This window comes from Thiomicrorhabdus xiamenensis (genome assembly GCF_013282625.1).
In the GTDB taxonomy this organism is placed as follows: domain Bacteria; phylum Pseudomonadota; class Gammaproteobacteria; order Thiomicrospirales; family Thiomicrospiraceae; genus Thiomicrorhabdus; species Thiomicrorhabdus xiamenensis.
Genome location: NZ_CP054020.1, coordinates 1,426,472 through 1,441,221, shown reverse-complemented (window position 1 = coordinate 1,441,221; position 14,750 = coordinate 1,426,472). Strand labels below are relative to the sequence as shown.

The window sequence follows — 14,750 nt, the reverse complement described above, 5'->3', positions numbered from 1 at the left end:
AATGAGTTCAAACCACAAAACGACTGATCGTCGCGAACGACGTGCGGCAGCCGAAGCGTTTATCCAGAACGTTTCCGGGCAATCTTTTCCCAATTCACAAAAAATCTATGTTGACGGACAACTGCATCCGATTAAAGTCGGCATGCGCGAAATCACGTTGAGTGATACTTACGTTTCCGGGCCGGAAGACAATCCGCTGATGGAAAAAAACGAGCCGGTATGCGTTTACGATACCTCCGGTCCTTATACCGATCCAGATGTGGCTATTAACGTATACAAAGGTCTGCCGAAACTGCGCCAGTCATGGGTAGTCGAACGTGGCGATACCGAAGTTCTGGATTCGGTTACTTCCAAATTTACTCAAGAACGTCTGGCCAATGAAGGGCTGGACCACATCCGCTTTGAAAATCTTCCCGAAGTACGCCGTGCCAAAGCGGGTAAGAATGTCACTCAGATGCACTATGCACGTCAGGGCATTATCACGCCGGAAATGGAATACATTGCGATTCGCGAAAATATGAAGCGTGCAGAGGTGCGCGACGAGATGATCCGTCAGCAGCATGCCGGCGAATCTTTCGGTGCCAGTATTCCTCAGGACATTACCGCGGAATTTGTGCGTGACGAAGTGGCGCGTGGTCGTGCGGTCATTCCGTGCAATATCAATCATCCGGAATCGGAGCCGATGATTATCGGACGTAATTTCCTGATCAAAGTTAACGCCAATATCGGTAACTCTTCGGTCGGATCATCGATTGCCGAAGAAGTCGAGAAGCTGGTCTGGGCCACCAAATGGGGCGCGGATACGGTAATGGATCTGTCGACCGGCCGCAATATTCACGAAACGCGTGAGTGGATTATGCGCAATTCGCCGGTGCCGATCGGAACGGTTCCAATCTATCAGGCGCTGGAAAAAGTGAACGGGATTGCCGAAGACCTGACTTGGGAAATATTCCGCGATACGCTGATCGAGCAGGCCGAGCAGGGGGTTGACTACTTTACGATCCATGCCGGTGTCTTGTTGCGCTATATCCCGATGACTGTCAAACGTGTCACCGGCATCGTTTCACGCGGCGGTTCGATTATGGCCAAATGGTGTCTGGCGCATCATCAGGAGAACTTCTTGTATACGCACTTCGAAGAGATTTGCGAAATTATGAAAGCTTATGATGTCAGTTTCTCGCTTGGAGACGGGCTGCGTCCCGGGGCTATTGCCGATGCCAATGACGAAGCGCAGTTTGCCGAGCTGGAAACGCTTGGTGAATTGACCAAAATCGCCTGGAAGCACGATGTTCAGGTGATTATCGAAGGCCCAGGGCATATTCCGCTGCATATGATTAAGGAAAATGTCGATAAGCAGCTTGAAGAGTGCGGTGAAGCGCCTTTCTATACCCTTGGGCCGCTGACCACCGATATCGCGCCGGGTTACGATCACATTACTTCAGGTATCGGTGCCGCCAATATCGGTTGGTATGGGTGCGCCATGTTGTGTTATGTCACTCCGAAAGAGCATCTGGGTCTGCCGAATAAGGACGATGTCAAAGAAGGCTTGATGGCTTACAAGATTGCGGCCCATGCCGGAGACTTGGCAAAAGGCCATCCGGGTGCGCAAATCCGTGATAACGCGCTGTCCAAAGCACGTTTCGAGTTCCGTTGGGTCGATCAGTTCAATTTGGGGTTGGATCCGGAGCGCGCGCGCGAATACCACGACGAAACCATTCCGCAGGAATCCGGCAAGGTGGCGCACTTCTGTTCGATGTGCGGTCCGAAATTCTGTTCGATGAAGATTTCTCAAGAGGTTCGCGACTATGCGGCTGAACAGGAAGCGGCCGGTAATAACGGACAGATCACCGAGATTACGCTGGACGAAATCAAGGCCGGAATGAAACAGAAATCGCAGGAGTTTGTCGAAGCTGGTAGTGAAATCTATCAGAAGGAAGCGTAAATGAGTGGCCGAATCGATCGGTCTGCGCATACAGGGTGTAAGCCTAAAATCGCCATTTTAGGCGCCGGTCTTATAGGGCGTCTTTTGGCGTTTTCGCTCAAAGACGAGATGCAGATCGATCTGTTTGATCAGGATGATGGCCGGGGAGAACTGAGCGCGGCTTATCTGGCGGCAGCAATGCTTGCGCCTTTGGCGGAATCCGCAGAAAGCGGAACCGGCATTATGCAGCTCGGAGAGATTGCGCTGGAGCTGTGGCCGAAGATTTTGCAGGCTTTACCGCAGAAGGTCTTTTTTCAACGCAATGGTTCGCTTTTGCTTGCTTTCGAACAGGACAGAGCCAGTCTGGAGACTCTCCAGAAAAACTTAAAAGGGGATCATTACCGGCGGATTGATCGTGCGGAGATTACCACTCTCGAACCAGAGATCAATCAGCGTTTTGCACAAGGCCTGTTCCTTCCGGATGAAGGGCAGCTAGACAACCGTCAGCTGCTTGCCGTTCTCGGTGATGTTTTGCGAGCGCATGCGAACATTAATTGGCAGACAGAAGCTTTTGTGCAACTGATTGAATCTGAGTTGCTGATTAATGGAGACTTGCGAAAAGGCTATGACTGGATTATTGATTGTCGCGGTCTGGGCGCGTGCAAAGATTCTCAGCCGGATCTGCGCGGTGTGCGCGGGGAAGTGGCTCGGGTGCATGCACCGCAGGTCACCTTGCGGCGTCCGGTACGTTTAATGCATCCCCGTTATCCGATCTATATCGCTCCGAAACCGAACCATCATTTCGTGATAGGGGCGACTCAGATTGAAACTCAGGATCAGCGTCAGCCGACGGTGCGCTCGACATTGGAGTTGCTCTCTTCCTGTTTTTCAGTGCATAGCGGTTTTGCCGAGGCGGAAATTCTGCAGATTCAATCGGGCTTGAGACCGGCATACCTGCATAACGAACCGCAAATGCGGGTGGACGGTAACGTCATCAGTCTTAACGGTCTGTTTCGTCATGGTTATCTGCTTTCTCCGGTGTTGGTTGATCTGTGTCGCAGCTATCTACTTGATCAACCGATGGATGGGCGTTATCTGGGTGCTTTGCCAGAACTGGTGCAGGGCGCTGACAATGGTCATGCTTTTCGGGAGGCGTTATGAAAATTGAAATAAACGGTCATGAACTGGTCCTTGAAGAGGGGCAGACTCTGCAGTCGGCTTTGTCTCTGTTCGGAGCAAGAATGCCTTATGCGGTCATGCTGAACGAGGAATTTGTCCCGAATTCCGAGCACGAACAACGTATTTTGCATGGCGGGGATAAGGTTGAAGTCGTCAGTGCGATTCAAGGTGGCTAGGGAAGCTGAGCTAACTAAGCTTTTCAGGACGGCTAAGAAAGTGTTTATCAATATGGCTCTTAAACATATCTTTACAGAATTCAGGAATTAATATTATGTCGGGTTTAAATATCTATGGCACCGAGCTGAAAAGCCGGATGCTGATCGGCAGTGCGCTCTATCCGTCACCTAAAGTGATGCAGGAAAGTATTCTGGCGTCCGCTGCGGAAGTGGTGACGCTGTCGCTGAGTCGTCAGAATCCACAACAGGCAGGTGGCGAAAACTTCTGGAATATTATCCGCTCGCTCGGTTTGAAACTCTTGCCGAACACGGCCGGCTGCCATTCGGTTAAAGAAGCGGTGAATATGGCCAAAATGAGCCGGGAATTGTTTCAAACGGATTGGGTCAAACTGGAACTCGTCGGCGATGATTTTAATCTCCAGCCGGACCCGATTGATCTGGTCAAAGCGACGGAAATCCTGTTGAACGACGGCTTTAAAGTCTTGCCTTATTGTACCGATGATCTGGTGATTGCCCGCCATCTGGTCGAAGCGGGCTGCAAAGTGATTATGCCGTGGGGGTCTCCAATCGGAACCGGCAAAGGGCTTTTGAATCCTTATGCGTTGCAGGCCATTCGCGATCGTTTTCCGGAGGTGACTATCATTGTCGATTCGGGCATCGGCGTGCCGTCACATGCGGTTCAGGCGATGGAAATGGGCGTTGACGGGATTTTGCTGAATACTGCCGTGGCGCATGCTCAGCAGCCGCAGAAAATGGCGCAAGCGTTTCGCGGCGCCATTGAAGCTGGCCGTCTTGCTTATGAAGCCGGACCGATGGCGGAACAGCACGCCGCGAGTGCCAGCACACCAACACTGGATTCGCCTTTCTGGCATTCGGCTTGAAGTAAACGCGGATAAGTCAAACCCACATCATCAAGTATTCTCGGTCGTTGATTGCTTGTAGGCGACCGCCTGGTTTCTGCCCTGATTTTTTGCCGTATACAGCGCCTGGTCGGCTTGCAGCAGAATTTCTTCGAGCATGTATTGTCCCGGAGCCGTTTCGGCAACACCAAAGCTGGCGGTAAAGTGAAGGGTTTGCCGATTGTGTGTCAGCTTCGAGTCGGCGACGGACAGGCGCAACTTCTCGGCAACGTGTAGCGCGCCGTTCAGATCGGTTTGCGGGAGCAGAATGGCAAATTCTTCACCGCCAAGTCTCCCGATCAGATCACAAGCGCGACAGGAGTTTTTAAGTGTCTTGGCAAAAGTCTGCAATACCAGATCGCCTGTCGCGTGTCCGTAAGTGTCGTTGATATTTTTGAAATGGTCGATATCGATCATGATAATCGACGCTGCGGTTTGCTGACGAACCGCGTTCTTTAACTCCTGCTCGGCCAACTCAAAGAAAGCTCTGCGGGTTTTGACATCTGTGAGCACATCGGTATAGGCCAGCATCTCGGCTGCTTCTTTCGCTGCAAACAGTTCATGGGTTCGTTCTCGGACCTTATCATCCAGTTCTTTGTTAAGGGTTTTCAGAGCCGCCTGATACTCGTTCACGCTAAGGATCATCTGGTTATAGCTGTCTTTCAGCAACAGAATTTCATTATTGTCCGACCAGGGAATATCAAGCGTAATCGGATGCGGTTGATTGCTGTCCTGCTGTTTGATTTTGCGGGTAAATTCATTCAGCGGATTACCCAGGTAGCGTTTAATGAAGTAAAAAATAATAAACCACAGTGCCAGAGTTTTGATGACCGAGTTGATCAGGATAAGAAAAAAACCATATTTTACGCGTTCAAAAACCAGCCGCTCGTTTGAGTAGATGGTGACTTCGCCAAGCGGTTGAGGGTCTTTGAATGCGGGTCCCTGATAGGTGATCGGAAAGGTGTAACCAAAGAGGGCATCGGCTCCCAGACCGGTTTCGGCGGATTTGCCGGGTTTGCCGTCGGTATCGAAGTAGGCAGGGTGACTGTCTTTGTCCAAAATGGAGCCGATTTTATAGTCCATTTTATGGTCAAGAGACTTCACTTCAATTCCAACGACAATCGGGCTGTTGTAAACACCGCGTAAAATGGATTGAAGTAATTCCTGATTATAGGTCCAAACGGAGTCGCTGATTCCCTGCCCGAAGGTCGTCGGTAAGAGTTGGATTTCCTGATAAAAACTTTCTTTGGTGTTTTCATATTCCTTGTACAACTGGACCACGGTCACGATAACGGCGACGAGAAAATAGAAGCCGAAAATGACCGTCAACAGGTGCAGTGCAATGGAATGACGAAATGACATGGGCGTTTAGGCGACTTTCATTCCGGTTTTAAGGCTTGGATTTCCAATCCTGAATTCCGTAGTTTGAAAGTATTTCCTGCAGCTCTCCTGTGCGGCGCATATTTTCAATTTCATCGGATAAAATCTGCGCATAGATTTTCGATTTTTCATTTGCCGGAGAGAAACCGGTAAAAACATCGATCACAACAGGCGTGGTACCGGAAACAGTGACCTGATCCGATTTGCCCATCTGTTGCAGCTTGTATTCCAAAACACTCTTATCTTCGATAACGGTGGTCAGACGACCGGCCAGAAGCATTTCAAGTAATCTTTCCAATGGTTTTTCGCCGGTGATTTCCAATACGTTGTCAGGATGTTGATTGATGTAGTTCATCAGTTCAGGTTCTACGTAATCGTAACCTTTAATCACGCCGATCATTTTCGCCTGTTTCAGCGAGTCGGTTCCGGTGTAGCGCCAAGAGTTGTCTTTCAAGCTGAAAAACGTGGTGTTGCTAATCCCTTGCACGGTAGGAGGCATGATAAAGTCGGGGGCTTCTTCTCGAAAACAGGCTTCGGTTGCATCTAATTTGCCTTCTCTGACAAGAGTCAGGCCGCGAGAATAAGAAACTTCAACAAACTCGACTTTGTGGCCGTGTTTTTCCATGGCGGCAACCAGCATGTCGCCCAGGTAGCCAACCTTGCCATTATTCTGGGACGGAATACAGTCGTAGGGACACCATTCATCCGTTGCGACTCTTAAGGTGTCGGCAGATGCCGAAAGAGGCAGAGCTAAGGCCAGAGCGAAAATAGAAATGTATTTTTTCATGGAGTGCGTTTGCATATTGTGTTTCCAGATAAACGAGCAATTAAGCCTAAATAAGCTTAAGGATGTCGATAAGTTTCGTGTGAGAATCTCAACGGCTTAATCTACCGAGCTTAAGTAGAAAAGCTTATACAGTATAAAGCTTCCGGCTTCAGCTTGCCCTTGTTTGAGGTCATTTTGAGCGCTTATTTATTTAGATAATTTATTGACCAAACACGTTTTTCTTGAAGTGTGGCGATAACTCAGTTTTATTTGTCTTGAAGTTTTAAGGTTTTTGATACAAGAAAGCCGCCAGAAATCTTCTGACGTCTTTTATATTTTGTTATTACGATGTTGTTTTACAGGGCTTGGATTCTGACCAGAGCGCCGAAGATAGGGTGGTCAAAGTAATGCAGTTCGCCGCTATCCGCTTTGCGTTTTTCCTGTAGTTTGAAACGCCAGGTCGACGGCAGGTTGTATTCGTCAAGACCGAGACGCTGGGCAAACTCGGCGCGAATGGCGTTTGGAATGGTTCTTTCCAGTTCGAGATCCAGTTCAATGTGTGAGAATTTGGTCTTGTAGACTTTGACCGTGCCCAGAAGCGAATCGCCACCATGTTCTTTCTCGATCAGCACTTTCGGTGACTTACGGGATTCGTAAGCGAATTGGCTCCAACTTTCGTGGAAAATGACGCGATAGCCGCGATTCATGCGTTTTGCAACGTCGGTCAGCGTTAAATCGCCGGCACGCAAGTACAGCGGCTTCTGGTTTGTTGTCAGATAAGACGTGCTGTTACTTAAATCGACACCGGATGGAATCTCAGGCCAGTTCTCTTCGGTCCAGCCTTTTAACGCAAGCTGTTCAAAGACAATGACTTCCACTTGATAGCGAGGTGTTTTATCTTCCGCGTACGCATTCTGACCGGCCATCAGGAAGAGGATAAAGAGGGCGCCGAGAAAAGCCCAGTTGCGAAGTGTATTGCGAATGGTTTCGGTGTTAAGCATCATGGAGTGGGTGCGCATAAGGTATTTTCCGTCTTTAAGATGGGCGAATTTGTTTAATCAGTAATTCGATAGCGGCCGTTCGCTCTTCTAGAGTTGGCATTGTATCGAAAAACTTCAATTCGCTCTGTCCTTTCATCTGATAATTTTTCGGATGTTTTTGAATCAACTGAATCAATTTTAGCGGATCAATATCCGGCTGCTCGTTAAATACGATGCGAATCATCGCTTCTGAGGCGTCGATTTTGATAATACCGAGCGGCTCGACCAGCAGTTTTATTTCGGTTACTGCGATCAGATTCTTGACCTGAAACGGAAGCAGTCCGAAACGATCGATCATTTCGACTTCCAGATCGCGCAAGCTCTCAAGGGTCTCGGCGCTGGCCAGACGTTTATACAGGACCAGACGGCTGTGAACATCCGGCAGATAGTCTTCCGGAATCAATGCCGGTTCGTCGAGATCGACTTCGCAGCCGTAATGCAATTGCGTATTCAATTCCGGTTGTTTACCGGATTTAAGCGCTTTAACTGATTTGTCGAGAATCTCGCTGTATAGACCGAAACCGATTTCCTGAATCTGACCGGATTGTCCGGAACCCAGCAGTTCGCCGGCTCCGCGGATTTCCAAGTCGTGGCTGGCAAGCATAAAGCCGGCACCGAGCGTATTATGTTTGGCAATGGCGCTAAGGCGTTTTTCAGCATCCTTGGTCAGCATCGCTTTATCCCCGGTAAACAGATAGGCATAGGCTTTGTGGTGCGAACGGCCTACGCGACCGCGCAACTGGTGCAGCTGCGCCAGTCCGAATTTATCGGCGCGGTGAATCAGAATCGTGTTCGCCGTCGGAATGTCGATACCGGTTTCGATAATCGTCGTACACACCAGAATATTGAAGCGGCGGTGGTAGAAATCTTCCATGACCGATTCCAGCTGTTTTTCATTCATCTGACCGTGCGCATAGGTAATTTTTGCTTCCGGGATCAACTCCTGCATCTGTTCAACCATGCGCTCGATGCGGTCGACATGGTTATAAAGCAGATACACCTGACCGCCGCGGCGGATCTCGCGCAGGCAGGCCTCGCGCACGGTTTCCGGGTTCCACTGCTGTACAAAAGTCTGCACCGCCAGACGTTTGGCCGGTGGTGTGGCAATGATCGAAAGGTCGCGCAAATCGTTCATGGCCATATTCAAGGTTCGTGGAATCGGTGTCGCCGTCATGGTCAGAACGTCAACCTGAGCACGAATTTTCTTCAACTGCTCTTTCTGACGAACCCCGAAGCGGTGTTCCTCGTCGATAATAATCAAGCCGATCTGTTTGTATTTGACGTCTTTTTGGATCAGCTTGTGCGTACCGATAATAATGTCGACCTTACCGTCGGCCAGATCGGCAAGAATAGTTTTCTGCTCTTTGGCGTTCTGAAAACGGGACAGGACTTCAATTCGAATCGGCCAGTCGGCGAAGCGGTTACGGAAGTTCTCAAAATGCTGGTGGGCCAGCAGGGTCGTCGGCACCAGCATGGCTACCTGACGGCCAGCATGCGCGGCAATAAAGGCGGCACGCATGGCCACCTCGGTTTTCCCAAAGCCGACATCGCCACAAACCAGACGATCCATCGGTTGCGCGGACTTCATATCGGCTAAAACCGATTCGATGGCGATATACTGATCCGGCGTTTCTTCAAACGGGAAGCCGGCGACAAACCGGGCATAAGCGTCATCTTCAAGTTCGAAGGCATAGCCTTTGCGTGCCGCGCGCTGCGCGTAGATGTCCAGCAGTTCTGCTGCGACATCGTGCGCTTTCTGTGCCGCTTTCTGTTTGGCTTTATCCCATTTGTCACTGCCGAGTTTATGCAGAGGCGCGGTTTCCGGAGTGGCGCCGGTATAACGGCTGATCAGATGCAATGAACTGACCGGTACATACAACATCGCTTCGTTGGCATACTGGATTTTCAGAAACTCGTGTGCGGTACCGCGGACATCCATGGTTTCCAGTCCGAGATAGCGTCCGACACCGTGGTCGATATGTACGATCGGGCTGCCTTCTTCCAGTTCAACCAGATTAGCGATTGCGGTGTCGAAGTCCTGATGTTTGCGGTTGCGACGACGACGTTGTAGTACGGTCTGACCGAAAATTTCCGCCTCGGTAATCAGGCAGATATCGTCGAAATAGATCGACTCTTCGAGCGGTGCGACGATGATTGCGGTGGCGAGTTGACGGCTTGTATGCGCTTTATTGAGCCAGTTTTGCAATTCTTGCCACGATTGGCAGACTTCCGGCGTTTGTGCCGATTTTTGCGTGAGCTGTTTTCTCAAAACGGTCATCAGGGTTTCACGACGACCGGTTGATTCGGCACAGAAAATGACTGGCTGATCGTGCTGGTCGAGAAAACTGTTCAGACGAGCCAGAGGGTAATCGCTTTGCGATTCTATACCGAGGTTCGGCAGATTGTGCCGATTGAATTTATGCGTTGCCTTTTTGGCGGAATCTTCGGCCGAGATGGAAATTCGATGATAGGATTTAAGACCGTGCATCACCTGATCGGACGGTATAAGCAGGTCCTGCGGTTTAATCAGCGGAAAATCGCTGTTGTATTGTCCGACCTGATAACGTTCCTGATACTCTTTGAGGTTTTTTTCCAACGCTTCTTCAATGCTGTCGAAATCAATCACCAATGTCTCTTGGGGAAGATAGTCGAAAAGCGTTGCGGTCTGCTTATGGAAAAACGGCAGGTAATATTCCAGTCCGCCAATCGATTCGCCGTCGCTGACCTGACGGTACAATTGGCTGTTACGGGCATCGTCGCCAAAGTAGTGTCTGAAGTTTTGTTTAAAGGTATCAATGCCTTGGCGGTTTAAGTTGAACTCTTTTGCAGGTAAGAGGTCGACGGCATCAATACTGTGGGTGGTTCGCTGCGTTTCCGGATCGAAGCTGCGGATGGAGTCGATTTCATCGTCAAAAAGATCGAGGCGGAAAGGGGTTTTCGATCCCATAGGGAAGAGGTCGATAATACCGCCGCGCACAGCGTAATCACCATGTTCCATAACCTGACTGACTCGCTGATAACCGGAAATATCCAGTTGTTGAATCAACTGTTCCTGATCAAGACGGTCGCCTTTTTTGAAGAGAAACGTAAACTGCGCCAGAAAGGTTTGCGGAATCAGCTGCTGGTTAAGCAGATTGGACGGAATAACTAAAATCCCGGAGCGGGTTTTAGGTAGATAATGCAGTGTTCTCAGACGTTCGGAAATCAGATCCTGATGCGGAGAAAACTGGTCGTAAGGCAGGGTTTCCCACTCCGGCAGGGTAAAAACCGGACAGCCGTCGTTGTCGGTGGCGAAATATTCGATCTGCTGTTGCAATTGACTGGCTTTTTGCGAATCGGCTGCAAGTACCAGACAGAAAGGGTGCTGCTGTTGCAGTTGACTAATGAACAGTGCGCTACTTGCCAGATTTAAAGGCGTGGTAACGGATCTGTGTCCGGCTACGGTGAAGTCGGATAAGGGAAAAAAGTTCTGTTTTTTTACGGCCATGACTGAAGTTATATATCTAAATCAAGCGGTTTATTCTAAACTACCGGGGCTTTTATGTACGCCTATTATAGGGATCTAAAGCCGATCTGTAGGTATTAAAACCCATGCAGCAGGCTTGAATGGGGCAAATCATATACAAAAGGGAGAAAAATGGGAAATTGGGCTTTTAACTGGGTGCAAATAGTGGCGCACAATAAAAAGCCGATTGCGTGGCGTTTGGGATTGCTTTTCGCGGTTATCGGTTATGGCTTAGTGGATTTCGATTGGACTGGATTACAGGATCTGGCACCTCAGCTGGTGATCGCATCTCTGGCGATTACCGGATTTCTGGCCTGGATAACCGAATCGCTCAAAACGGCACTGCTGCAGTTATTCCTGTCAATTGTCGCTTTGCTGACGACCTTCGGCGTTATGGGTTGGCTGGAAATCGCGGTTCATCAGGCCTCGATACTGGCGGTTCTGGCGGTCATCATGATGGTCAGCAGTAATCTGGTCCACGCACTCAATACATTACTGCGCGAAATGGCCCGCGGCCTGTTTCAGTACGATGCAGTAGCCGAAGCCCTGAAACTGAATTTCCAACCGATTTTTCTTTCCAATCTGACGACGGCGCTGGGTTTTCTCTTTGCCGGCTGGTTGAACCCGCAGATGATGGATATGGGATGGATTGTCGCTATAGGCGCACTGGTCAGTCTGATTCTTACTTTGACATTGATGCCGATTCTACTGCTCAGTTTCTTGCTTGAATTCCGCGTCGGTAATACAGCCGACCGTCACGGTTTCCGTAATCTGCTCGAATGGCTGGAGAGCAAATTGCACTGGAGAAAAGCGCTTATCCTGGTTACTGCACTACTCACGGCGGTGCTGCTGTGGGCCAGTTATAAACCGTTGTTCAATCTGCCGATGCTGTTGTTACTGGTTGTTTTCGGCGCTTTGTTTCTGCTGTACTGGAAAAGTCCGCGCTTGGTATTTTTCGCTTTATGGCTGGCGGTGACTGCATGGCTGATCAGTTTTCAGATCAATCAGCAGCTGGTCTTTCCACTATTGGAGCAACTGGCGTATTATGCCAAGAGCAGTGCATTTGACCTGGAACAGTCGATTACGGTTATTCTGATGTTGAGTCTGGGGTTGATTATCGATGATGCCGTGCATTTTTTCAGTCGTTACCATTATGCTCAGCAGGGCGTATTCCGTGACAGCCTGTCGGCGGTTAAATTTTCCATGGCCAGTGTCGCCAGACCGATATGGATCACTTCATGGCTGCTGGCAATAACCATGTTAATTTTAGTGTTTAATAGTAATCTGTTTATTGCGGCAGCAGCTTTATTAACACTGAGCAGTATTTTTGTTGTGACCTTTATGGTTTTGCTTTGGCTACCGCTGGTTTTGACAAAAAAACCTGAAATTACAAACGATTAACTGTACGTTTACAGAGACGTTGAATTTCAAACCCGAATTTGGATCAGAAATTAACTGTGTTGGCAATCTTGCGAATAAGTTTTATTTTTGATTTAAATAAGCAAAACTTGCTCTTTATCGAAAATTTTTATTTTCATTTTAATGAGCAATCCTGCACTATTTGGGAACGTTTTTACTGGCTGTAAACAAGTTGTTACAGTCTATATAAATTCTTATAAGTATATAAATAAATATATTAATTGAGTTAATACAAAAAATAGAGGTGAGCATGGCAACAGTTGTTGTAGTTGGATCTAGCACCGGCGGTCTTCCAATGTCTTACGACATTCGTAAGCATTTGGATAAAGGGCATACCGTTAAAGTCGTTAACGCGGTCGACGAATTTAACTTTGTACCTTCCAACCCTTGGGTTGCGGTAGGTTGGCGTAAACCGGAAGATATCTCATTCAAGCTGGAACCGCATCTTAACCGTAAGGGCATCGAATTCTATCACCAGACCTGTACGGCCCTTGATGCAGAAAATAATCAAATCACTCTGGACGACGGTAGCACAATGGATTACGACTACCTGATCCTGTCTACCGGTCCGTCTCTGGCATTCCATGAAGTGGAAGGTTTTGGCCCTAAGAGCCACGGCGGTAACACTGTTTCTGTTTGTACGACTCCGCACGCGGCGGAAGCTTACGAGCAGTGGGAAGAATTCTGTAAAGATCCTGGTCCGATTATCGTTGGTGCGGTACAAGGTGCATCCTGTTTCGGTCCGGCTTACGAGTTTGCCATGATTATGGAAACGGATCTGCGTAAGCGTAAAATCCGTAAAGACGTTCCTATGACTTTCGTTACTGCAGAACCTTACATCGGACACTTGGGTCTTGGTGGTGTTGGTGATTCGAAAGGTCTGATGGAAAGCGAATTGCGTAACCGTCACATCAACTGGATTTGTAACGCCAAGACAACTAAGATCGAAGACGGTGTGATGTATGTTGACGAGCACGACATGCAGGGTAATGTTATCAAACAGCATGAACTGCCTTTCAAATACTCTATGATGCTACCGGCGTTTAAAGGATCTAAATTCCTGTGCGACCTGGTTGATGGTGATCCTGAGAAAATGGGTGGCCCTCTGGTTAACCCTCGCGGTTTCGTTAAAGTTGACCAGTTCAGCCGTAACCCGACTTACAAAAACATCTATGCACTAGGTGTTGGTATTGCCATTCCTCCAGTTGATACCACTTGTCCGGTACCTTGTGGTACACCTAAGACCGGTTTGATGATTGAATCGATGGTAACGGCGATCTGCCACAACATCGAAGCGAACATCGAAGGTAAGGATGCACACGAAGAGCCAACTTGGAACACCGTCTGTCTGGCAGATATGGGTGATTCCGGTGCAGCGTTTGTTGCTCTGCCTCAGATCCCGCCTCGTAACCTGACCTGGGCTAAGAAAGGTAAGTGGGTACACTTGGCGAAAATCGCATTTGAGAAGTACTTTATCCGTAATATGAAAGCGGGTAACTCTGAACCGATCTATCAGAAGTACATTATGAAAATGCTTGGAATCAACCGTCTGAAATCAGACAAATAATTGAATTCCCAAAGCTGAAAAAACGCCCCGTTTATCGGGGCGTTTTTTTTGCCTGCAAAAAACATTCAAAACACCTTGTTTGTGCCTGTTTATAGCAACCGGTGCTTGCCTGCCACAATGCTTCTGAAGGGATTTGCTAAAAAATCTGCGTCAACGGATAGCAAACGATGTATTGTCTCCTGACCCTGGTTTATAATGAGCGCCATTATGAATCTTGTGCAAATTCTCTATTCTCTGGATCTTTTCGGAACCGTGGTGTTCGCCATCACCGGGTTGCTTGCTGCACGCCGCAAACAACTTGACCTGTTTGGTGCGATTGTCATCGCGATGGTAACGGCGATAGGCGGCGGAACCTTACGCGATCTGATTATCGGTGTACCGGTCTTCTGGACCCAGAACGATATCTATATTTACGTTGTCGTGATTTCTACCGTGGCGTTCTTTTTTCTCGCACGCTATAAGCGTTTGCCGGTTAAGATGCTGCTGTTTACGGATGCGCTTGGATTGGCCGTGTTTACCGTCATAGGGACGCAAAAGGCGATGGAACTCGGGTTCTCCGATCCGATTGCAATTATGACCGGTATTATGACGGGTGTTGTTGGCGGTGTGATCCGCGATGTACTGGTCGGTGAAATCCCTCTGGTGTTACGAAAGGAAATTTACGCGACCGCGTCTTTTATCGGTGCAAGCCTGTTGTTGCTTCTGCTTCACGTCGGTATCGAGCAGGATGTTGCGGTCATTACGGCCATTCTGCTGACAGTGACACTGCGGGTCTGGGCGATTATGCGAAAAATCGAGCTGCCCGTGTTTATTTCCTATAAAGCGCCGGAGACTTCTCCCAATCCGGTTTCCGAAGAATCGAACCTCAATAAAGAAGATTCGTCCAAATAAAATCGAG

Annotated in this window: 11 protein-coding genes; 7 read left to right on the top strand and 4 right to left on the bottom strand. The window is 48.8% G+C overall.

Features of this window, described 5'->3' with window-relative positions; translation table 11 throughout:
* Position 1 precedes the first annotated feature (1 nt).
* From thiC to HQN79_RS06640, 4 genes are all read left to right on the top strand, one after another.
* The gene (thiC, locus tag HQN79_RS06655) at positions 2-1,942 is read left to right on the top strand and encodes a phosphomethylpyrimidine synthase ThiC (RefSeq protein ID WP_173285164.1); all 1,941 of its coding nucleotides are present in this window, start codon (positions 2-4) and stop codon (positions 1,940-1,942) included.
* Entirely contained in the window at positions 1,943-3,082 is a 1,140-nt protein-coding gene (locus HQN79_RS06650; RefSeq protein WP_173285163.1) for an FAD-dependent oxidoreductase, read from the top strand. It begins immediately after the preceding gene.
* Positions 3,079-3,276 (top strand): sulfur carrier protein ThiS, encoded by a 198-nt coding sequence (gene thiS, locus HQN79_RS06645; RefSeq protein ID WP_173285162.1) that lies wholly within the window; start codon positions 3,079-3,081, stop codon positions 3,274-3,276. The genes HQN79_RS06650 and thiS overlap by 4 nt, the downstream gene beginning before the upstream one ends.
* Before the next feature lie 95 nt (positions 3,277-3,371).
* A complete protein-coding gene (locus tag HQN79_RS06640) occupies positions 3,372-4,157 on the top strand; it encodes a thiazole synthase (protein WP_173285161.1) in 786 nt (261 codons plus the stop codon).
* A gap of 30 nt (positions 4,158-4,187) precedes the next feature.
* On the opposite strand, the gene HQN79_RS06635 is transcribed toward HQN79_RS06640, so the two are convergent.
* The 4 genes from HQN79_RS06635 to mfd form a co-directional block, all read right to left on the bottom strand.
* Positions 4,188-5,537 (bottom strand): diguanylate cyclase, encoded by a 1,350-nt coding sequence (locus tag HQN79_RS06635; RefSeq protein ID WP_173285160.1) that lies wholly within the window; start codon positions 5,535-5,537, stop codon positions 4,188-4,190.
* Positions 5,538-5,565: 28 nt separating this feature from the next.
* On the bottom strand, positions 5,566-6,357 hold the full coding sequence (locus HQN79_RS06630; RefSeq protein ID WP_173285159.1) for a substrate-binding periplasmic protein: 792 nt from the start codon (positions 6,355-6,357) through the stop codon (positions 5,566-5,568).
* A 320-nt stretch (positions 6,358-6,677) separates the two neighbouring features.
* Complete coding sequence (locus HQN79_RS06625) at positions 6,678-7,340, bottom strand: CsiV family protein (RefSeq protein WP_173285158.1); 663 nt, start codon at positions 7,338-7,340, stop codon at positions 6,678-6,680.
* Between the two features lie 16 nt (positions 7,341-7,356).
* On the bottom strand, positions 7,357-10,848 hold the full coding sequence (gene mfd, locus HQN79_RS06620) for a transcription-repair coupling factor (RefSeq protein ID WP_173285157.1): 3,492 nt from the start codon (positions 10,846-10,848) through the stop codon (positions 7,357-7,359).
* Positions 10,849-10,998: 150 nt separating this feature from the next.
* Between mfd and HQN79_RS06615 the strand changes: the two genes are divergently transcribed.
* From HQN79_RS06615 to HQN79_RS06605, 3 genes are all read left to right on the top strand, one after another.
* Positions 10,999-12,267, top strand: a complete 1,269-nt coding sequence (locus tag HQN79_RS06615; protein ID WP_173285156.1) for an RND transporter family protein — start codon at positions 10,999-11,001, stop codon at positions 12,265-12,267.
* 268 nt (positions 12,268-12,535) lie between these two features.
* Positions 12,536-13,852 carry an NAD(P)/FAD-dependent oxidoreductase gene (locus HQN79_RS06610; RefSeq protein ID WP_173285155.1) on the top strand — a complete coding sequence of 439 codons (1,317 nt, stop codon included), beginning with the start codon at positions 12,536-12,538 and terminating at the stop codon, positions 13,850-13,852.
* Positions 13,853-14,059: 207 nt separating this feature from the next.
* Entirely contained in the window at positions 14,060-14,743 is a 684-nt protein-coding gene (locus HQN79_RS06605; protein ID WP_173285154.1) for a trimeric intracellular cation channel family protein, read from the top strand.
* The last annotated feature ends 7 nt before the right edge of the window (positions 14,744-14,750 follow it).

What these genes read in the sequence shown, in the direction of transcription:
- thiC (WP_173285164.1), top strand. Translation starts at nt 2, where the DNA reads ATGAGTTCAAACCACAAAACGACTGATCGTCGCGAACGACGTGCGGCA.
- HQN79_RS06650 (WP_173285163.1), top strand. Translation starts at nt 1,943, where the DNA reads ATGAGTGGCCGAATCGATCGGTCTGCGCATACAGGGTGTAAGCCTAAA.
- thiS (WP_173285162.1), top strand. Translation starts at nt 3,079, where the DNA reads ATGAAAATTGAAATAAACGGTCATGAACTGGTCCTTGAAGAGGGGCAG.
- HQN79_RS06640 (WP_173285161.1), top strand. Translation starts at nt 3,372, where the DNA reads ATGTCGGGTTTAAATATCTATGGCACCGAGCTGAAAAGCCGGATGCTG.
- HQN79_RS06635 (WP_173285160.1), bottom strand. Translation starts at nt 5,537, where the DNA reads ATGTCATTTCGTCATTCCATTGCACTGCACCTGTTGACGGTCATTTTC.
- HQN79_RS06630 (WP_173285159.1), bottom strand. Translation starts at nt 6,357, where the DNA reads ATGCAAACGCACTCCATGAAAAAATACATTTCTATTTTCGCTCTGGCC.
- HQN79_RS06625 (WP_173285158.1), bottom strand. Translation starts at nt 7,340, where the DNA reads ATGCGCACCCACTCCATGATGCTTAACACCGAAACCATTCGCAATACA.
- mfd (WP_173285157.1), bottom strand. Translation starts at nt 10,848, where the DNA reads ATGGCCGTAAAAAAACAGAACTTTTTTCCCTTATCCGACTTCACCGTA.
- HQN79_RS06615 (WP_173285156.1), top strand. Translation starts at nt 10,999, where the DNA reads ATGGGAAATTGGGCTTTTAACTGGGTGCAAATAGTGGCGCACAATAAA.
- HQN79_RS06610 (WP_173285155.1), top strand. Translation starts at nt 12,536, where the DNA reads ATGGCAACAGTTGTTGTAGTTGGATCTAGCACCGGCGGTCTTCCAATG.
- HQN79_RS06605 (WP_173285154.1), top strand. Translation starts at nt 14,060, where the DNA reads ATGAATCTTGTGCAAATTCTCTATTCTCTGGATCTTTTCGGAACCGTG.